The sequence below is a fragment of the Janthinobacterium sp. Mn2066 genome (genome assembly GCF_049319705.1).
Lineage (GTDB): Bacteria > Pseudomonadota > Gammaproteobacteria > Burkholderiales > Burkholderiaceae_D > Janthinobacterium.
The window spans coordinates 107,168-128,152 of record NZ_JBMOUF010000004.1; the positions used below are offsets into that span (position 1 = coordinate 107,168).

The 20,985-nt window shown below is 62.0% G+C and carries 9 protein-coding genes; 1 reads left to right on the plus strand and 8 read right to left on the minus strand.

Annotated elements, in window-relative coordinates; translation table 11 throughout:
* Positions 1-2: 2 nt before the first annotated feature.
* Both ACL9RI_RS09020 and ACL9RI_RS09025 read right to left on the minus strand, forming a co-directional pair.
* Positions 3-2,060 (minus strand): phospholipase D-like domain-containing protein, encoded by a 2,058-nt coding sequence (locus ACL9RI_RS09020; protein ID WP_422726247.1) that lies wholly within the window; start codon positions 2,058-2,060, stop codon positions 3-5.
* Positions 2,061-2,085: 25 nt separating this feature from the next.
* Positions 2,086-4,779, minus strand: coding sequence for a type VI secretion system Vgr family protein (locus ACL9RI_RS09025; protein ID WP_422726522.1), 2,694 nt, complete (start codon positions 4,777-4,779; stop codon positions 2,086-2,088).
* 258 nt (positions 4,780-5,037) lie between these two features.
* Here ACL9RI_RS09025 and ACL9RI_RS09030 point away from each other — a divergent pair, with 258 nt between their 5' ends.
* The gene (locus tag ACL9RI_RS09030; RefSeq protein WP_422726248.1) at positions 5,038-6,006 is read left to right on the plus strand and encodes an IS1595 family transposase; all 969 of its coding nucleotides are present in this window, start codon (positions 5,038-5,040) and stop codon (positions 6,004-6,006) included.
* 54 nt (positions 6,007-6,060) lie between these two features.
* On the opposite strand, the gene ACL9RI_RS09035 is transcribed toward ACL9RI_RS09030, so the two are convergent.
* The 6 genes from ACL9RI_RS09035 to ACL9RI_RS09060 form a co-directional block, all read right to left on the minus strand.
* Positions 6,061-8,214 carry a S46 family peptidase gene (locus ACL9RI_RS09035; RefSeq protein ID WP_422726523.1) on the minus strand — a complete coding sequence of 718 codons (2,154 nt, stop codon included), beginning with the start codon at positions 8,212-8,214 and terminating at the stop codon, positions 6,061-6,063.
* 107 nt (positions 8,215-8,321) lie between these two features.
* The gene (locus ACL9RI_RS09040) at positions 8,322-10,436 is read right to left on the minus strand and encodes a PAS domain S-box protein (RefSeq protein ID WP_422726249.1); all 2,115 of its coding nucleotides are present in this window, start codon (positions 10,434-10,436) and stop codon (positions 8,322-8,324) included.
* The gene (locus ACL9RI_RS09045; RefSeq protein ID WP_422726250.1) at positions 10,433-13,069 is read right to left on the minus strand and encodes a chemotaxis protein CheB; all 2,637 of its coding nucleotides are present in this window, start codon (positions 13,067-13,069) and stop codon (positions 10,433-10,435) included. Before ACL9RI_RS09045 ends, ACL9RI_RS09040 begins: the two co-directional genes overlap by 4 nt.
* A gap of 99 nt (positions 13,070-13,168) precedes the next feature.
* Positions 13,169-14,635 (minus strand): efflux transporter outer membrane subunit, encoded by a 1,467-nt coding sequence (locus tag ACL9RI_RS09050; protein WP_422726251.1) that lies wholly within the window; start codon positions 14,633-14,635, stop codon positions 13,169-13,171.
* Positions 14,632-17,832: an efflux RND transporter permease subunit gene (locus tag ACL9RI_RS09055; RefSeq protein WP_422726252.1), complete on the minus strand. Its 3,201-nt coding sequence runs from the start codon at positions 17,830-17,832 to the stop codon at positions 14,632-14,634. Before ACL9RI_RS09055 ends, ACL9RI_RS09050 begins: the two co-directional genes overlap by 4 nt.
* Positions 17,829-20,954 carry an efflux RND transporter permease subunit gene (locus ACL9RI_RS09060; protein WP_422726253.1) on the minus strand — a complete coding sequence of 1,042 codons (3,126 nt, stop codon included), beginning with the start codon at positions 20,952-20,954 and terminating at the stop codon, positions 17,829-17,831. Before ACL9RI_RS09060 ends, ACL9RI_RS09055 begins: the two co-directional genes overlap by 4 nt.
* Positions 20,955-20,985 lie beyond the last annotated feature (31 nt).

Sequence of the window (20,985 nt, forward strand, 5' to 3'; positions counted from 1 at the left end):
GCTCAACCCAAACGTAACGTTGAACTACGGCCATCTTCTAAGGGAAGCAAGAATCCGGTCATTTTCTTGTGGTTCGCACTTGCAGAATCAGATTTTTTCTTACCGCGATTTTCTCCCATCAATTCAACCCATTTCCCGAACGCCGACACAATCTCCGCCTTCGTCCCTCCCCCGCCATCGACCAGCCCGCCGCTATGCATGCGCCATACCCGCTTGCGCAAGTCCCGGGCTACGCGACAGTCGACGGTAGCGATATTGATTTCGCTGTCGACGGCCATGCTGCGCTGGTTCAGGTTGGCGCTGCCTAGTGTCATGAACACGTCGTCGACCAGCATCAATTTGGAATGGATATAAATTTCACGGTAGCGCCAGCGGCCTTGGTCAAACGCGCTCACATTGAGCATCGCCACCGACACTTTCAGCCCGAAGTCGCTCTCGAGCGTCATCGCGCCGGGTTTGTTGATACCGTTGGCGTGCTGCACCACGTCGGGCAACTTGACTGCCACCTCGGCGGAAATGCCGAATCCCGCCCTGACACGCTGGGTTTTCGGTCGTTTGTTGTAGTCGTCGATCATCTCGTTTTGCCCCGTCATGCCATCGTGCTGCCCCAGCGCCGCCAGCGTATCGTGGGTGCGCGGCACCATCTGCGCCCGCTCGGGGACCGGGATGACGATAAACACGTGCATGACCGGCATATCACGCATGGTCTTGCCTGCCTTGGCACTGCCGGCCTTCCAGGCGGCAACGACTTTTTTACGCTCGGCCAGCAAGTGCTGGGCCCATTCTTCATACTGGAAATACTGGTTTTCCACGTACAGGTAGCCGGCCGCCAGGCTGGCCTGGGTCACGGCGCGAAAATAGCTTTCCCGGATGGTCTTGTCTTGTTCCTCGGGCTGCGTCAGGACGATTTGCACGGTGGAGTCGCCTGGGCTAGCCTCGCGCAACAGCCGCGCCGGTGGGCTGCCCCGTGGCAACTCCCGGCTCACGCTGGCATTGGCGGCCGCATGCGTGCGGTCGCCGGCCGCGCGATCCCATGCCTTCACGAAATTGTTATGGAGCGCGATGAGCGCCTTGCCGCCGTCGATGCGGCAGGCGTAATCCTGATAGGGCTTCAGCGTGGCGAACCCGCCGTCCGCAGCCATACCCTGCAAGCATTCGCGCCGCTCGTTGACGCCGCCCTGTTCGCGCAGCGTGTCGTCGAGCAGATGGGCCGTCGTGTCCCAATAATCGGTCACCGAGTTCAGGCCCATCACATAACCGACGGCCTTGGCCCCTTCCTGGTGATCGAAATCGATCAGGACCGGCTTCTGGTGGTGCGTGCCCAGGTATTGCATGCCGGGCTTTTCGATTTCCCCCTTCGTCAGGCCATGCGGCCGGTTTATTTCGGTCGCGATACTCTTGCTGATCGCCGCGCTGTCGCCGTGCCGCAAGCGTATCTCCAGGCCGCCAAACATGCCCCTGAACGCGGCCACATACCAGCTGTAACAATATTCTTGGCGCGCCATCATCGGCATATACTCGGGCCGGACGTACTCACCCCAATAACCGTTGCCTAAAATATGTTTCTTGTTTTTGACCGCATCGTGCAACATCGCCAGGCTGGCTTTGGCGCTGATGCCATCAAGGCGCGGCCCATCGCTTCTCCATGACGAGGCGCCGTGCGAATAGCCTGGCATGGTGCGCGCTATCGGCGAGCCGATCCTGTCGTACCAGACCAGCAGGCGCACCCTGACGTGACGCCGTGCGGCGGCGATCAGCAAGTCGCCAAAAGTTTCGCCACGCGGCCAGGTGGCGCTGTTGCCACGCACCAGTTCCATCCCTGGATCGAAACCCCAGCAGCACAGGTCGATGGACTTTTCGGCCCTGGCGATCTCGCCCGCGATATCGGCGAATCCTTCCTGTCCGCAAATGAACAGTGTCAGCTTGTTGTTATGCGTAATTGGATGAGTGGCCTTGCCCTTCAGGTTGCGGTTTTCCAGCAGCCACTGGAGCGAACTGGTCGCGCTGCGGCCGACTTCGTCGATGTGGGTGGTTTCGATGCGCCCGCTCGATTCCGGCATGGTGCTCTCCAGTCAGTGTCGTGCATCATTGAACCCAGCGGCCATCGCTGGTATCGTCGAACGCGCGCAAACCGCGGTTCGACAGCGTCTGTTCGCTGCCCGGCGCCGCGCCCGGATCGAAGCGCGCGCTCGCCTGCAATGAAAACTCTTCCCCATTGCCAAGGACGATCCGATAACGCGGCGTGCCGTCCTGATGCTCGATCAGGATGCGGCCGAAGTCATCGGTCAAGCCTTGTTCGACTTCCACATCGCCCTTGTACAGCGTGTACGGCACGTTGGCATACTGACCGCCGTCCGCGTGGGCCTGGATGGTATGCTGCAATTGCCCTTGCAGCGGTGCGATGGGCGGTTCCATCTCCGGTTGCGGCCGGTTTTTCGGCGCCAGTGTTTCGAGGTTTCCATGAAACAACGTTGGCGACGCGGTAAAAAACTGCACCTTGTCGCTAATTTCAAGCATGCAATCGGCGCCATGCAGGCGCACGCCTTTGCGGCCGCGAATATGCACCCAGTCGGCCTGGCTGATCAGCTCCAGCACTTTATTGGCGACGATCTCGACCGCATCGGTTTGCGCCGCGATCTGCACCGGGCCAGCTGCGGCGATCAGTTTCATGCCGGCCTTGTGGACGAACAGGCGGAACGCTACGCCTATGCTGGCGAACAGGCCGCCACTGGCCGCCAGCGAGAGGTTGCGCCCGGCGGTCAAGGCGGTATCCTCGGCGCTGGCGATATGCGTCGATTGCGCGGTCGTCGTTTCGATGCCGGCCGGGCTGGCTAGCACCAGATGCGGCTTTGACAGTTCCGGAAACACGTTTTCGCCACCACCAGCGGCGCCCTTGATCGCCGCATACTGGGCTTGCAACACATCGGCGGCGGCGCCCTGCTGGGCTGCGCTTTCTTGCGCGCCATGATGCTGTGCCAGGGCGGCAAGCACCTTGTGCCGTTCAGCAGCCTCGGCCAACCGGCGCAAGGTTTCATCCATGCTCTTGATATGCGAGGCGGTGCCCGGGCGCGCTTCGGTGGTCAGCAACATGCCGCGCCCGGCGCGCGCCACGCCCCAGGCGTCCGACGCCAGTTCCCAGCCCTCGCCACGCGCATCCTTGCGCCCGCTGGCGTCTTCGATGCGGCTGATGCAGCCCAGCGACAATTGGCTATGCTGATGATCGCTGTTCAGCTGTGCCTGGATGCGCTGGTGCGTATCGTCCAGTACCAACTGGTTGCCGCGCACGCCATAGCCGCCGCCAGGCATCAGCTCGGCGCTGCGCCAGCCGCCCAGCACGCGTTGCGCCGGCAAATTCCACGGCGGCGCATGGTTGCCGTTGTACACCGCGCCGACAATCACGGGACGGTCGATATTGCCGTCGAGAAACTGGATCAGCACTTCCTGGCCGATGCGCGGCAACGCGATCTGGCCGAACGCGTGGCCCGCCCATGGCGTCATGACCCTGATCCATGGCGAACTGCCCGCGTCGAACTTGCCCAGCCGGTCCCAGTGAAATTGCACCTTCACCCGGCCCAGCGCGTCGGTATGGATGGTTTCGCCTGCCGGCCCGGTGACAATCGCGGTCTGCACGCCGGGCGCCGCACAAGGCGTGCTGTTGAACTGCCGCCCCGGATACCAGCGGATACTCTTGCGGATGCAGCTAAAACGGTTTTCATAATGCGACTTCGCGCCCGTGCCTGCCTGGTAATTGTTGCTGGCGACATGATCGACCGACAGGATCAGGTATTCGCGCGAGCGGATGTCAGGGCGCGCCGCTTCACCTTTGGCCGGCATGGACTGCGTGCCGCTGAAGTGGCCGCCCAGCGTGAAACTGCGCCCGGCCTGGGCGCAGCGGTGATTGCCGCCAGCGTCGAAGTATTGTGCCTGGCCGTTATGCTCCTCCAGGCGGCGTTGCGCCAGCGCTTCGCCGCCATCCATGCCGGCGTAGCCATAGCCGGTGTTTTGATACAGTTCATGGGCAAACACATCGCCCTGCTGGTGCAGTGCATGGCCGCTGGCGCGGCTGGCGTAAGGATGCTTGTAGTTGAAGCTGGCCAGCGTGAGCGAGCCTGAGACGATCTTCCGTATGGCCTGCCAATCGCGTATGCCGTCGCCTTCCTGCGATCCCGCATCGCTGCGAAACACCATCTCGTCGTCTTCGCCGGCATGGGGGTCGCCTGGGTCGATGCTGTCGCACAGCCAGGTATTGTCGCCCAGACAAAGCGTATGTCCGTCGGCGCGATGTTCATACCAATAGTGGATGCCCTGGTCTTCCCAGCGCCGGTGCAGATGGCTGTAATCGGTTTCATTATGCTGGTTGGCGCAGCTTAATATCGCGACTTCCTCATGCAGCCGGTTTTGCCAGTCGCGCTGCACATAATGCGCGAAGGTCGTTTCGCTGATATCGATGACGTTACGTTCGTGAAACGAGACGTTGTCCATGCGCAGCCTGGCAAACGCCAGCCAGGGTTGCAGCACCATCTGGTAGACCGCGAAACCGCCATCGCTGCGCAACAAGCGAAATTCGCCGACATAACCATTAAAATAGCGCAAGCTGGCGTCATCGCGCACCATCGAAATCGTGACCATGCGCCCCATCATGGCGGTCAGGGGAAGGTAGAGATTGTCGGACAGCAGTTCGACCTCGAAACGGAAGTCGCGTGACATTTCTTCGTGTGCCCGCAAGCTGTTGACCAGCAGCGCGGTATCGGGCGGACCATCGCCGCGCGGAAAATCCATGCGCAGCAAGCGGCTTTCCTGGACTTGTTTGCCGCTTGCGAAAAGCCGCGCAAGATCGCCTCCCAGCTCGCCATCGCCCATATTGCCTCCTTCGGATTTGTTTCGCTAGACCATGCTAACCATGGTGGAGGCTGGCATATTGAGAGAACTCAAACTAGTTGGCCATGCGCAAAAAAAGGCTCTGTTCTCGTTAACTAGGGGAACCTCTCTGCAAGGCTAAGGTCTGACTGATCAGACCAGGTAAACAGGGAGAGCGTCATGCAACAGGCGCACTGGCAGGCATTCATCACGCAGTTTGCGGCACTGTCCTGGCGCCAACGCCTGGACAGCATAGCGCTATTGAACGGCACCCAGCGCAAACAAGCAGCCAGCGCATTGATCGAGCGCACGGCCCAGTCTCGGCTGTGTTGCCCGGCATGTCGCTCGCGACATATACACCGGCACGGTCACGCCAACGACTTGCAACGCTATCGTTGCGTACCGTGCGGCAAGACTTTCAATGCGCTGACGGGTACGCCGCTGGCGCATCTGCGCCATAAATCCCTGTGGCTGGACTATGCCGATTGCCTGCTGAACTCGAATTCGGTACGCAAGGCTGCGCAACAACTGGGCATACACCGCAACACCAGTTTCCGCTGGCGTCATCGCTTTCTGACACTGGCAAGAACCGACCGTCCGCGCTGCCTGCACGGCATCACCGAGGCGGATGAAATGTATCTGCTGGAGTCGGAAAAAGGCGCACGTCATCTGCAACGCCCGGCGCGCCGGCGTGGTGGTCATGCCCGGCAACGGGGTATATCCAGCGAGCAGGTCTGCATCCTGGTGGCGCGCGACCGCACGGGACAAACCATTGCTTGCGTCACGGGCAAGGTGCAACTGACGAAGAAGCAGTTGCTGCATTGCCTGTTGCCCGTGATTGATCGGGACATCTTGCTGGTGACTGATGGTCATGCCGCCTACGCTGCCTTTGCCAGAGAGACCGGCATCAGCCATCAAGCCGTCAATTTGCGTGCTGGCATACGCGTACGCGGTGCTGCCCACGTGCAGAACGTCAACGCGTATCACAGCCGCTTGCGGGGATGGCTGAGCATTTTTCATGGCGTGGCGACGCGTTTTCTGCCCAATTACCTGGGCTGGCGCTGGATACTCGACGCCAGGCGCATCCTGTCCGCTGAAACATTATTGAAGGCAACCTTGGGAGATTTCCCACACATGACGGTGACATAGCCCAAAAAAACCGCATCGGCCCTGCGGCGGATGCGGCTTGTTGAGTGTCGAAACTTACTTCTTCGCCGTGGCAGCTTTCGGATACTTGATCGTCATTTCCTTGAGCAAGTTATCCGCATGGTCGACTTCTTTCATGACCCACAGCATGTAGCGGATGTCCAGGTGGATCGCGCGCGTGATGGCCGTGTCGAAGTACCAGTCCTTGGTGATCGATTCATAGGTCGAATCGAAGTTCAGGCCGATCAGTTCGCCACGCTTGTTCATCACGGCCGAACCGGAATTGCCGCCGGTGGTGTCGGCGCTGGTCAGGAAGTTGACGGGCACGGTGCCCAATACCGGGTCGCGGAACTGGCCGTAGCGTTTTTCCTTGACGGCGTCGATCAGCGCTTGCGGCGCTTCGAACGGGGCCTTGCCGGTGACTTTCTCGACGATGCCTTCCACGGTCGTGAATGGACCCTTGGTGATGCCGTCGCGCGGCGAGTAGGGCGCCACGGTGCCGTAGGTTACGCGCAGGGTCGAGTTGGCGTCAGGATAGACTGGTTTGCCTTGCGACTTTTTCCAGGCGATCACGGCTTGCATGTATTGCGGAATCACGCGTTCCAGGTTGCCGTCGATTTCCTTGCGGCGCTCTTCCAGCGCTTGCGCCACCGGTTGCAGCTTGGCCGCCAGCTGGAGGAAGGCGTCGTCCGATTGTTGCAACGCAGCTTGATCCTTGCCCATCCAGGCCAGGCGCTTGGCCGTGTCGGCCAGTTGCGTCTGCTGGTACAGGGCCGCCACAGCCGTTGGCGCCGGCAGCAGCGCGTCCAGGCCTTGCGGATGGCTCTTCGCCGCCAGCTGGGCGTAACGCTTCAGGCCCGCTTCAAAACGCGCCTGGTCGACCTTGTTGACGTACGACTGTTCCAGGCGCGCCAGGCGGGCCTTGATGAAGGCCAGGTCGCGCTGCTGGTAGCCGGACTCGCGTTCCGCATCCGGCTTTTGCTGCTCTTGCGCCAGGCGGTACAGGGTGCGTGCGCTTTTCAGCAAGTCGCTATTGGTGGCCACCGACCAGGCGAACTCTTCATCGCTGAGCGCCATGTCGTTGGCGATCGCCGCGTCCAGCTCGGCCAGCATGGTGTTCGATACATTCGGCTGTTTGGCGTACCAGGCGCGGAACTCGGCATCCTGCACGTCCTTGATGGCGGCGATGTCCTTGCGGGCGAAACCGTCGAGCAAGCCCTGGGTTTTCTTCAGCACGTTATTGATGCTTTTCACCACACTGGCGTAACGCACGGCGGCCGCTTCGTCACCGGCAGTGGCGTCAGCCATCACGGCCAGGTCGGCTTGCAGCTCAGCTACTTTCAAGGGGAAGGCCGAATCGCGCGCTTCGCGGATTTCCGCCGGCAGCTTGTAGCGGCTGGTGCGGCCGGGGTAGCCGGCCAGCAAGATGCCGTCGCCGGCCTTGATGCCTTCCGCCGAGACCACCAGGAAGTCTTTCGATTTGTACGGCACGTTGTCCGGCGAGGGGTCGGCCGGACGGCCATCCTTGCCCACGTAGGCGCGCAGGAACGAGTAGTCGCCCGTGTGGCGCGGCCATTCGTAGTTGTCGATATCGCCGCCGAAGTTGCCGATCTTGTCCGATGGCGCGTACACCAGGCGCACGTCGCGTATCATCATCTGGCGGATGCGGTAGTATTCCAGGCCGCGGTGGAAGGCGGGCACCGAGCAGCGGTACATCTTGTCCGTCTCGCATTCGGCGATCAAATCCTTGATGCGCTTTTCCACTGCTTCGTGGCGGGCGCGGCCCGTCATGTCGGCCGTCAAGCCTTTCAGCACGCGGTCGCTGACGTTTTCCACCTTGTCGGTCACGTAGACCAGGCTGTTCGGGCCGCCCGGCAGCTCTTCGGCGCGGGTCTTGGCCAAAAAGCCGTTGGTGATGTAATTGTGTTCCGGCGTGGAATTGCGCTGGATCGCGCCATACGCGCAATGGTGGTTCGTGACCACCAGGCCGGCATCGGACACGAAGGACGCCGAGCAGCCGCCCAGCGACACGATGGCGCTCATCGGGTGTTTGCTCAGGTCAGCCAGTTTCTCGGCGGGGATTTCGATGCCCACGCGCTTCAATTCGGATTTCAGTTGTGGCAGCTGGTACGGCTGCCACTGTCCTTCGTCTGCGTGTGCGCTGGCGAACGCGCCCATCAGGGCGACAGGTAATACCAATTTTTTTAACAACATATGCCCCTCCATAAAAAGCAGGCGAAAGTATAGCCTGTCCGGCGGCTGGAAGGCAGGCAAAAAATTCTCCTACGACAATTATTAACTTGTTTTCAGGCGCGCTTTCAAGCTGGCGGCCGCAAGGGTATTTGCAGTGACAGACGACAACCGCTGCCCGAGGCCGGCGCACCGATCACGAACTGCCCGCCCAACGCCGTGACCCGTTCGGCAATGCCGATCAGGCCGAAACACTGGCTCTTGCGTTGTTGTTGCGGCGTAATGCCGACGCCATTGTCGCTGATCACCAGGTGGATGGCCCAGGCATCAAAGCTGAGCTCGATCTCGACGGTGCTGGCCTGGGAGTGGCGCATGACGTTGCTCAGCGCTTCCTGCACGATGCGGAACAGCACGATTTCGACCTGGCTGCCGATGGCCGCAAACAGCGCTTCATCGCCGATGCGCAGCTGGCAGCTTATCCCGCTGCGCTTGCGGAAATCGCCCACCTGCCATTCGATGGCGGCCTGCAAGCCCAGGTCCAGCGCCATCGGGCGCAATTCATTCATGATGCCGCGCACGCTCTTGATGGTGGTATCGACATTGCTGAGCACGGAGCCGACGCGGCCGTGCAGGCGCGGATGCGAGCCTTCCGTGCGTGCGCTGAGCATGGAAATATCGATGCGCAGAGCCAGCAGGTTTTGTCCCAGCTCATCGTGGATGTCGCGCGAAATGCGCTTGCGCTCGTCTTCCTTGGCCGTTTCCAGGTGCAGCGCCAACTGGCGCAGCTGGGCATGCGACTGGCGCAGCGCGCCATCCATCAGCTTGCGCTCGGTGATGTCCGTATGCGCCACCACCACCCGCAGCGGCCCGTCTCCCAGGAAACGGCTGACCCTGGCCTGCGACCAGCGCGCGCCGGCGGGCGTGGCAAATTCATATTCGAGCGTAAAGATATCGGCGCGGCCGGCAATCACGGCGCGGATGCCGCTGGCCAGTTCCTGCCCCGACTTGCGTTGCCAGCGCGGATCCGTCTCGCAAAACTGCAGATACTGCACTTCCCTGGCGGCATGCCCGGTAAACGCCATGCACGCCTGGTTGGCATGCACGATCTTGCCCGCCTCATCGAGCACCAGCACGCGGTCCGTCAGCGAATCGATGGTGGAGTGAAAAAAGCGTTCCGCATCGCGCAGGGCCACTTGCGCCTGTTCGCGCTGGTGGACTTCCAGCTGCAAATGCTGGTTGGCCCGCACCAGCTCGGCGGTACGGTCGATCACGCGCTGGTCGAGCTCACGGTGCAATTCGCGTACGGCCGCCTCGGCCAGCTTGCGCTCGGTAATGTCGGAAAACACGCCCACGAAGTGGCTGGTCGCGCCATCGGACGTGCGCATCGGCGTAATCGACAGCGATTCGACGAAGCGCTCGCCATTCTTGCGCCGGTTGACCAGTTCGCCAAACCAGCTGCCCTCCTGCCGCAGGCTCTGCCACATCGATGCATAGAATTGGGGGGGATGGGTGCCGCCGCCCAGGAAGGACGGATTGCGGCCGATGGCTTCTTCGGCCAGGTAGCCCGTGATGGTGGTAAAGGCGGGGTTGACGGAGATGATCAGGTTATCACTATCAGTCACCATTACCCCCTCGCGGATGGTATCGAGGATGACAAAGGCGCGCCGCAAGGCCGAGTCGCGCGCCAGGCCGTCGCCCAGGTCCGTCACCAGCATGCGCGCGGTGGCGGTAGCCCGGTCAACATTGGCCTCGATGCGCACCACGCCACCGTCGACAGGCGCATTCTGGAACAACGGCGCTTCCAGCACTTGCCGCACGCCACTGTCGAAAACGGCGTCGAGAAAACGCCGGAACGCGCCTTGCGCCTGGGGCGCGATGAATTGCTCGAAAGGCCGCGCCAGCATTTGTTCCTTGTCACGCTGCAGCAAGCCGCAGGCGGCCACGTTGGCGCGCGTGATCACGCCTTCGCGGTTCAGCGAGAAATAACTGACGGGCGCCTGCTCATACAGCTGGGAATAAAGGTCGCGGCTGCTCTCAAAGGCATTTTTCAGCTGTTCCAGTTCGGCCAATGCCACATTCTGCATTTCCAGTTCGATCTGGCTGACCTGCAATTCATGCAGCTGGCGCATCATCTCTTCACTCGACAACGATGACGCCACGGATACCAGTTGCTCCGCTGCCAATTGCTCGGCCTGCTCACGCAACTTCATGGAGTTGATCCCGCTGTCGAATGCGTCGTTCATGACACGCTCTCACCCGCTTCTCCGCCCATCACCACATCGGACTGCATCTGCCGCAGCTGGGCTTCCAGCAGCTTCGACTCGGTGATGTTGATAAAGGTCACGATCACGCCATCGATCACATTTTCTATGGTCCGGTACGGCATGATGCGTACGTCGTACCAGCGCCCGGTCTTGGTTGATACATGTTTCTCGGAAAATACCAGGCTGCGGATGACTTCCAGCGCATCGTTTTCCAGTTCCGGATAATCGAGATCGTTGACGATATCGCTCAAAGGGCGACGCAAATCCGTCGCGATGAGCTTGTAGATTTGCGTGGCCGGCGCGGTAAAACGGCGGATGCGCAAGGCGCTATCAAGGAAAATGGTGGCGATATCCGTGCTGTTGAGCAGGTTTTTCATGTCGCTATTGACCAGCGACAAATCATCGACCTTCGATTGCAGCTCGGCGTTCACCGTATACAGTTCTTCATTGAGCGACTGCATCTCTTCCTTCGAGGTAGTCAGTTCCTCGTTCGTCGATTGCAGCTCTTCATTGGTCGATTGCAATTCCTCGTTAGCCGATTTCAGTTCTTCGCGTGAAGTCTGCATCTCGTCGCGCACGGCCTGGATTTCATTGCGCGCCTGCGCCAGCTGCTGTTCCAGCTCCAGCACCTTGGGATTGGGCGACCGCCCACGGCGCGTCTCGGCCACCAGCGGCGCGCTGGAAAACGTCACGAACAGCATGCCGCGCAAGGATTCGGGCTGGCTCAGCGCCTCGGCGCTCACATCCACGCCCAGCGACTGGCCCAGATGGTCTTTCACGACCAGCCCCCTCAGACGCACCACGCCATCGCTTTGCAAGGCCTGCTTGATCAGGCCGGCCAGCTCATAACGCAAGCCTTCGCGCGCCATCGCGTGGATATTCCAGTTGGCCTTGCCGGCCGCCGGCTCCAGGAAGGCGCCCGTACGGCCATTGATATACAGGATGTCCCCATCCTGGTTCAGCAGTGCCGCCGCCGGTGAATACTTTTGGAGCAATAACTGCTCGACATGGGATTGTATTTTTCCAGGCATGCTAGCTTCTCTCGTATCGCTGGGTATGGGGGGCGACACCAATGATACCTTGGTGGGGAAATACGTAGGCAGGCGCTGACGGGCCAGGTTATCAAGCCGGCGGTACAGACGGCTCGACGTGATCAGCGGTGCAAACAATTCGGAAAAATGGCCAGGTGTATCGGCGGTGCCCAACAATAACAGACCGTCGCGGTTCAAGGCGTAATGAAACAGGGGAATCAGCCGCTGCTGCAGCCTGGCGTTCAGATAAATCAGCAGATTACGGCAGCATAGAATATCGAGCTTGGTAAACGGCGGATCCGAAATGATATTTTGCTGGGCAAAAATAATCATATTGCGTATCTCTTTTTTCACGTGGTACTCACGCTTGCCGGCCATAAAAAAGCGCTCCAGGCGCTCCGCCGAGACATCACTGCTGATCGTGTCAGGAAACCTGCCCTGTCGCGCACGATCGATCGCGTCACCCGACAGGTCGGTGGCGAAAATCTGCAAGCTGTATTTCGAAGGCGGATTGATGCCGGCCACCACTTCATGAAACACCATCGCCAGCGAATACGCTTCCTCGCCCGTGGAGCAGGCCGGTATCCAGGCTTTGAAGGCACGCCCGTCTGGATGGGCTTCCAGCAATTGCGGCAAGGCCACCGCTTTCAGATATTCCCATACCTTCTGGTCGCGGAAAAAACTCGTCACGCCGATCAGCAATTCCTTGAACAGCAAATCGATTTCTGCAGGGTTGCTGCGCAAATACACCACGTATTCTTCCATCGCCCCCATTTGATGCAGACTCATACGCCGCTCGATGCGGCGCAGCACTGTATTGATCTTGTAATCAGTAAAACTATTACCCGTATGTTCAGATAGCAGTGCGACGATTTCCTGCAGCGTATTCCGCCCGTTAGCCCCACTCCCCGGCGAGCGCAGGAAATTGCTGCGCAACATGTAGGCAATGATCTTTTCCGGCATCTTGTCGGGAAAATCGATCAAATCCACCAAGGCGGCGCTAATCGCGCTTTGCGGCATCATGTCGAACTTGGCCGCATCGGGATGCTGGGCCAGGGTCAGGCCGCCTGCCCGCTTGATCGCCTGCAAGCCGCGCGTGCCATCGCTGCCCATGCCGGAAAAAATGACGCCCACGGCCAGCTTGCCCACTTCGGCTGCCAGGCTCTCGAAAAAGATATTGATCGGCAGGCGATGCCCGCGCAGCTGCACCGGTTCGCTGAGCACAAAGCAGCCATTGAACAGGGTCAGGTCCGCATTCGACGGTATCACATAGATATGATTCGGCCGCATTTCCCTGTGATGCGTGATTTCCATCACGGGAATGCTGGTAGCCCGCTGCAGCAGTTCAGGCAGCATGGCTTTTTGCGTAGGATCGAGATGCTGGATCACCACGTAGGCTATGCCGCTTTCCTGCGGCACATTCGACAGGAAAGCAACGATGGGATCGAGCCCGCCGGCCGAAGCGCCGATCGCCACCACGGGGAAGATGATGGGAGCGGCCTCGGTATTCGAAGCAGTGCTGTGTTTGCTGCGTATCATCATCTGCAAGATAGCCACCGTGCCCGAAGGAAGGATAGGCAATGATTAATCTTGCATTTTAGCACTCAAGCACGGTCTGAAAACCGAATTTGACACAGGGTGTAAAGCCTGTGTCCGATCCCGCAGCACCACCTTCCCCTTTTACTGCGCTGGCTGTGCCTGCGCTTGCGGCTGCGGCACATGCCAGCCGCCGCCCAATGCCTGGATCAGCGCCACGGCCGTGGTCTGGCGGTCCGCCTGCGCCTGCACCAGCGAGCGGCGCGCCGACAGCGCCGTCACCTGCGCCGTCACCACGTCCGTATAGCTGACCTGGCCCGCGTTGTAGCGGTTCAGCATCTGCTGTTCCACCTCATCGGCAGCACTCGACGCCACCTTGCGCAACTCGATCTGTTCGGCCAGCGCGCGCGTGGCCGACAACTGGTCTTCCACCGCGCCAAAGGCGGCCAGCACGGTCTGGCGGTAACGCGCCACGGCCGCATCGCGGCCCGCCTTGGCCGCATCCACGGCAGCACTGGTGGCGCCCGCATTGAACAGGGTTTGCGTGGCCGACAGGCCGAGCGACCACAGGCTGCTCGATGCATTGAACAGGTCGCCTATCTTGCTGGAAGCCCCGCCATACGAGCCGGTCAGGTCCAGGCTCGGGTAATAGGCGGAGCGGGCAATGCCGATCTGCTCGTTGGCCAGCGCCACGCGGCGCTCGGCGGCAGCGATGTCGGGACGGCGCTCCAGCAGGGTCGACGGCACGCCCAGCGGCACGTCTGGCACGACGATATTCCACGGCGCCACGGCCAGGCTGAAATCAGCCGGCGCGCGGCCCAGCAGGATGGCGATCGCGTGTTCCAGCTGGGCCCGCTGACGCACGGAAGTGGACAGGTCGATCTGCGCATTGGCCAGTTGCGTCTGCGCCTGCAGCAAGTCGGACTTGGCGGCGATGCCCGAATTGAAGCGGTTGCGCGTAATGTCGAACACGCGCTGGTAGCCATCCAGGGTGGAGGTCAGCAGCGCGATCTGCGCATCTGTCTGGCGCAGCGAGAAATAATTGGTCGCCAGTTCGCCCTGGGCCGACAGGCGCGCTGCCGCCAGGTCCGCCGCGCTGGCCGCGGCGCTCGCTTCCGCGCCCGTCACGCCGGCGCGCAGCTTGCCCCAGACATCCGGTTCCCAGCTGGCGCCGATGGAGGCGCGGTAATTATTGCTGACGCTTTGCTGCCCGACACCGCCACCGCCATTGCCACTACCATTGCCCGAACGCGTGCCGCTGCCCGTCAGGCTGACGGTAGGGAACAGCGAAGCGCGCTGTTCCCGCACCAGCGCGCGCGCCTGTTCATACGAGGCGATGGCTTCGGCCACGTTCTGGTTCGATATCTCGATACTCTCGGCCATCTGGTTCAGCTGTGCGTCGCCGAACAGCGTCCACCAGGGACCGCGTTCCAGCGTATCGGCCGGCGCGGCCGGCTGCCAGCCAGCCGCTTCCTTGAACGCCTGCGGCGCGGGAGTCAGCGGCACTTGATAGGTGGGGCTGACGGAGCAGCCGGCCAGCAGGGCCGCGGCGGCCAGCGCCAACAGGCGGCGTGCAGGAACGGTGGACTTGATATGTTTTACTTGAATCATGATTGTGTGCTCGGGTTATCTGGCCCTGGAATGCGGCTCAATTGCTGCTCGTCGGCGCTGCGCGTGCGCAGTTTGTCGAGCAGGATGTAGACCACCGGGGTAGTCAGCAATGTCAACAACTGGCTGGCAATCAGGCCGCCGATGATGGCGACCCCTAAAGGCTGGCGTAACTCGGACCCCTCGCCAAAGCCGATCGCCAGCGGCAAGGCGCCCAGTGCCGCCGCGACGGTCGTCATCAGGATGGGACGGAAACGCAGCAGGCATGCTTCGCGCACCGCTTCCACCGCTGTCAAGCCGCGCGAACGCTCGGCCTCCAGCGCGAAGTCGATGATCAATATAGCATTTTTCTTGACGATGCCGATCAACAGGAACACGCCGATCAGGGCGATGATGGAAAACTCCATGCGGAACATCAGCAGCGCCAGCACGGCGCCCACCCCGGCCGACGGCAGGGTCGACAGCACGGTGACCGGATGCACCAGGCTTTCATACAGGATGCCCAGCACGATGTAGATCACCACGATGGCCGCCAGGATCAGCAGCGGCTGCTCCTTGTTGTTGTCCTGCGCGCTTTTCGCCGTGCCCTGGAAGCTGCCGCGCACATTGACGGGCATGCCGATTTCCGCTTCCGCCTGGGCCACGGCCGCCTGGCCATCGCTCAGGGTGTAGCCATCGGTCAGGTTGAACGAGACGGTGGTCGCCAGCTCGCCGCCCTGGTGGTTGACGGAAGTAGCGGTCGAGCTTTCGGCAAAGCGGCTGAACGAGGACAGCGGCACCATGTTCGTCAGCGTATTGCTCAGCGCATTGCCGCTCGATGGATCGCGCGAGGCCGTGATGTTGGCCAGCGTGGCGCCCGCCGTGGCGGCCGTCGCCGGCACGTACACGGCACTCAAGGATTCCGGACTTTGCGCGTAGCGTGGCGCCACTTCCATGATCACGTGATACTGGTTCAGCTCATCGTAGATGGTCGCTACCTGGCGCTGGCCAAAGCTGTTGTACAGCGCATTGTCGATATCGCGCACCTGCACGCCCAGTTCCGTGGCACGGTCCTTGTCGATATGCACATAGGTTTCCACGCCATTTTCCGCCTGGTCGGTATCGACGTCGATCAGGGCCGGCTGCATCTTCATCTGGTCGGCCAGTTTGGCTGCCCATTTTTTCAGGTCCGCCTGGTTATCGCTGATCAGGGTGTACTGGTAGGTGGAGTTCGATGAACGTCCGCCCATGCGCAAGTCCTGCACCGGATTGAGGAACAGCGAGACGCCCGTCACCTTGGCCAGTTGCGGACGCAGGCGCGCGATCACGGCCTGCCCCTTGTCGGTACGCTGGCCCACGGGTTTCAGGTCGATGAACATGAAGCCGCCGCCTGCCCTGCCGCCCCCCGTGAAACCGACCACGGTGGCCACGGCCGGATCTTCCTTGATGATGTTGACCAGTTCACGCAACTTGCCCTGCATCGCCTGGAACGAGATGCTCTGGTCGGCGCGCATGCCGCCATTGATCTGGCCCGTATCCTGCTGCGGGAAAAAGCCCTTCGGCGCGGCCGCGAACAGATATACGTTCAAGCCCACCACAAACACCAGGATGGCCATCACCAGCGGTGCGCTCGACAGGGCCCAGTCCAGGCAATGCTCGTAGATCGTCAGCATGCGCTGGAAACCACGCTCGAACCACTGCGCGATCTTGCCCGGCTGCTTGTGCTGCTCGTCGTTTTTCAGCAGCCAGGCGCACATCATCGGCGTGGTGGTCAGGGAAATCACCAGCGAAATCATCACGGCGGCCGACAGGGTCACGGCAAATTCGCGGAACAGGCGCCCGACCTGGCCGCCCATGAACAGCAGCGGAATGAAGACCGCCACCAGCGACAGGCTGATCGACAGCACCGTAAAGCCCACTTCGCGCGCGCCCAGCAGGGCCGCCTTGAAGCGGTCCATGCCCGCCTCGATGTGGCGCTGGGTGTTTTCCAGCACCACGATGGCGTCATCGACCACGAAGCCGGTGGCCACCGTGAGCGCCATCAGGGACAGGTTGTTCAGGCTAAAGCCCAGCATGTACATCACGCCGAAAGTGCCGAGCAGCGAAACGATGGTGGCCACCGCCGGGATGATGGTGGCGCGCACGCTGCGCAAAAAGGCGCTGACCACCAGCACCACCAGCACGATCGAAATCAGCAGGGTAAATTCGATCTCGTGCAGCGAGGCGCGGATGGAATTGGTGCTGTCGGACGCCACCTCCAGCTTGATGTCGCCCGGCAGTTGCGCCTGCAGTTGCGGCAGCAGTGCGCGCACGCCATCTACGGTGGCGATCACGTTGGCGCCAGGCTGGCGCGTGATCAGCACGATCACCGCCGGCTGGCCATTGAACAGGCCCAGGGTGTTGGTGTTTTCCACGCCGTCGACCACATCGGCCACGTCGTCGAGGCGGATGGCGGCGCCATCGCGCCAGGCCACTACCAGGCTGCGGTAATCGGCCGCGCTGCGTCCACCCGAGGCCGTGCTGGCGCCCGAATAGATTTGCAGGCTGCGGTCATTGCCCGTAATCGCGCCTTTGGGACGATTGGCATTGGTCGCCTGCAAAGCGGCCCGCACATCGTCCATCGACACGGAATAATGATTGAGCTGGAACGGCAGCAGTTCCACGCGCACGGCCGGCAGCGAACCGCCGCCCAGTTCCACGTCGCCCACGCCCTTGACCTGGGCGACTTTCTGCTGCACCAGGTTCGACACGGCGTCATAGATCTGGCCCGGCGTGCGCGTCTTCGACGTCAGCGCCAGGATGATCACGGGTGCATCCGATGGATTGGCCTTGTTGTAGGTCGGGTTGCTGCGCAAGGTGGCGGGCAAGTCCACGCGCGAAGCGGAAATGGCGGCCTGCACTTCGCGCGCGGCCGCATCGATCTGGCGGTTCAGGTCGAACTGCAGGCTGATGCGGGCCGAGCCGGTGCCGGACGACGACGTCATTTCATTCACGCCCGAGATCACACCCAGGCGCCGCTCCAGCGGCGTGGCTACCGAGGTGGCCATGGTTTCCGGGCTGGCGCCCGGCAGGTTGGCGCTGACGGAAATGGTCGGGTAGTCAACCTGCGGCAGCGGCGAGACGGGCAGCACGAAAAACGCACCGATGCCCGCCAGCGCGATGCCGATGGTCAGCAGCACGGTGGCGATGGGCCGTTTGACGAACGGTGAAGACAGGTTCACGCGGCGCTCCCCGCATCCGTTTTATCCAGATTCACGCTGCTGCCTGTGCCACTGGTGGTACTGCCAAAGCGGCGGCCCAGGCGGTCGAAGGCCAGGTAGATCACCGGCGTGGTGAACAGGGTCAGTACCTGGCTGACGATCAGGCCGCCAAAGATGGCCATGCCCAGCGGACGGCGCAATTCAGCGCCCTCGCCCCAGCCCAGCATCAGCGGCACGGCCGCAAACAACGCCGCCAGGGTCGTCATCAGAATCGGACGGAAACGCAGCAGCGCCGCCTGGTGAATCGCTTCCTGCGGGCTCTTGCCCTCGTCGCGCTCGGCCTCGATGGCAAAGTCGATCATCATGATGGCGTTCTTCTTGACGATACCGATCAGGAGGATGATGCCGATGATGCCGATCACGCCCAGGTCCTGCCCGCTCATCATCAGCGCCAGCAAGGCGCCCACGCCGGCCGACGGCAGGGTCGACAGGATCGTCAGCGGGTGGATGTAGCTTTCATACAGCACGCCGAGCACGATGTAGACGCAGACCACGGCGGCCAGAATCAGCCACAGCTGGTTCGACAGCGATTTTTCATAGGCGCCGGCCGCGCCCAGGAAGGTCAGGCTGACCGATGGCGGCAAGGCGATATCCTTGGCCGCCTGGCGGATCGCATCGACCGCGCTGCCCAGGGCAACGCCATGGGCAGTGTCAAAACCCAGGGTGGTGGCCGGATACTGCGCCACGTGGGTGATTTGCAGCGGCGCCTGTTTTTCCGTGACGCTGGCAAACGCCGACAGCGGCGTCGATTTGCCCGAACCGGTGCGCACCTGCAGGTCGCCCAGGTCCGATGGGGTGGTGACGATGCCAGGCTGCGCTTCGAGAATCACGCGGTACTGGTTGGTTTCCGTGAAAATCGTCGAGATGATGCGCTGGCCGAAGGCGTTGTACAGCGCATCGTCGACGGTGGCGGTGGTGACCGACATGCGCGCGGCGCTGTCGCGGTCGATGCCCACGCTGACGGCGGCGCCGGTGGCGCCCGCATCGGTGGTGACGTTGCGCAGCTGCGATTTTTCGCGCATGCGGGCCGCCAGCTTGCCGGCCCATTGCGTGACAGTGGCCGTATCGGCGCCTTCGAGCGAGACGCGGTATTGCGTCGGGCCCGATTCGGCATCGATGGTCAGGTCTTGCGTGGGCTGCAGGTACAGGGTCACGCCGGCGACCTGGCCTACCCGTGCGCGCAGGTGCTCCATGATCTCTTCCTGGCTGCCGCTGCGCGAGCGCTTCAGGTTGATCAGCATGCTACCGGTATGCAGCATGGTGTTGTTGGCGGCGTCCACGCCCACCAGCGAACTCAGGGTGTCTACGGCCGGATCGGCCAGCACCGCAGCGGCAGCCGCCTGCTGCAAGGCCGCCATGCGCTCGTACGAGACGGCTTGCGAAGTTTCGATGCGCGCCTGCAGCTGCCCTGTATCCTGGGTAGGGAACAAGCCTTTCGGGATGGTGATGTACAGCACCACCGTCAGCACCAGGGTGGCCAGCGCGACCAGCAGGGTCAGGCCCTGGCGTTTCAGCACCCAGACCAGGGCCACGTCGTACTGCGCGATGACCTTGTCAAAGAAGACCTGGATGCGGTGGCCCATGGCGCTGACTTTTTCATCGGCGTGGCTTTTCAGCCAGCGGGCCGACATCATCGGCACCAGGGTCAGCGAGACCACGGCGGAAATCAGGATCGTGATGGCCAGGGTCATGGCGAATTCGCGGAACAGGCGTCCCACCACGTCGCCCATGAACAGCAGCGGAATCAGCACGGCGATCAGGGACACCGTCAGCGAGATGATGGTAAAGCCGATCTGCGAGGCGCCTTTCAGGGCGGCCGCCATCGGCGTTTCGCCCTCTTCGATGTAGCGCGCGATATTTTCGATCATCACGATGGCGTCATCGACGACGAAACCGGTGGCGATCGTCAGCGCCATCAGCGACAGGTTATTCAGGCTGTAGCCGAGCAAATACATGATGCCGCAGGCGCCGATCAGCGAAATCGGCACCGACAGGCTGGCGATCACGGTGGCGCGCAGGCTGTGCAAAAAGGCGAAGATCACCAGCACCACCAGCAGCACCGACAGCAGCAATTCCATTTCCACGTGTTCCACCGAGGCGCGGATACCCGTGGTGCGGTCGCTCAGCACGTCGAGTTTCATGGCCGCCGGCAGGCTCGCCTGCAATTCGGGCAACAGCGCCTTGATGGCGTCGACCGTCTTGATGACGTTGGCGCCAGGCTGGCGCTGCACGTTCAGGATGATGGCCGGCTGCTTGCCCGACCAGGCGCCCAGGCGCGTATTTTCAGCGCTGTCGACCACGTTGGCGACATCGGACAGGCGCACCGGCGCACCGTTCTTATAACTGACGATCAGGCGTTTATAGTCCTCCGCCGTGACCAGCTGGTCGTTGGCGTTGATGGTAAACGAGCGCGTGGGGCCGTCGAAACTGCCCTTGGCGCTATTCACGTTGGCGGCCGTAATGGCCGTGCGCAGGCTATCGAGGCCCAGGCCGTAGGAGGCCAGCAATTTGGTATCGCCCTGGATGCGCACCGCAGGACGCTGGCCGCCGGACAGCGACACCAGGCCCACGCCGGTCACCTGGCTGATTTTCAGTGCCAGGCGCGTGTTGACGATGTTCTGCACCTGGGTCAGCGGCATGGTGTCCGAGGTAATCGCCAGGGTCATCACGGGCGCATCGGCCGGATTGATCTTGGCGTAGACTGGCGGCGCCGGCAAGTCGGTCGGCAGCAGGGAGCCGCCCGCGTTGATGGCCGCCTGCACTTCCTGCTCTGCCACGTCCAAGGTCTGGCCCAGGGTGAATTGCAGGGTGATGATGGACACCCCGGCCGCACTGGTGGAACTCATGCGCTGCAAGCCCGCCATCTGGCCGAACTGGCGTTCCAGCGGCGCCGTCACGGTCTGTCCCATGACTTCCGGGCTGGCGCCCGGATACAGGGTCTGTACCTGGATGGTAGGGAAGTCGACTTGCGGCAAGGCTGCCAGCGGCAGGAACTTGAAGCCCACCAGCCCTGCCAGCACGATGGCCAGCATCAGCAGCGCGGTGGCGACCGGGCGCTTGATGAACGGTGCGGATGGACTCATGGCGCCGGCCCTTTCAATGTGAAGCCTGCAA

Coding starts and splice junctions, on each gene's coding strand:
- ACL9RI_RS09020 (WP_422726247.1), bottom strand. CDS start 2,060: ATGCCGGAATCGAGCGGGCGCATCGAAACCACCCACATCGACGAAGTC.
- ACL9RI_RS09025 (WP_422726522.1), bottom strand. CDS start 4,779: ATGGATTTTCCGCGCGGCGATGGTCCGCCCGATACCGCGCTGCTGGTC.
- ACL9RI_RS09030 (WP_422726248.1), top strand. CDS start 5,038: ATGCAACAGGCGCACTGGCAGGCATTCATCACGCAGTTTGCGGCACTG.
- ACL9RI_RS09040 (WP_422726249.1), bottom strand. CDS start 10,436: ATGAACGACGCATTCGACAGCGGGATCAACTCCATGAAGTTGCGTGAG.
- ACL9RI_RS09050 (WP_422726251.1), bottom strand. CDS start 14,635: ATGATTCAAGTAAAACATATCAAGTCCACCGTTCCTGCACGCCGCCTG.
- ACL9RI_RS09060 (WP_422726253.1), bottom strand. CDS start 20,954: ATGAGTCCATCCGCACCGTTCATCAAGCGCCCGGTCGCCACCGCGCTG.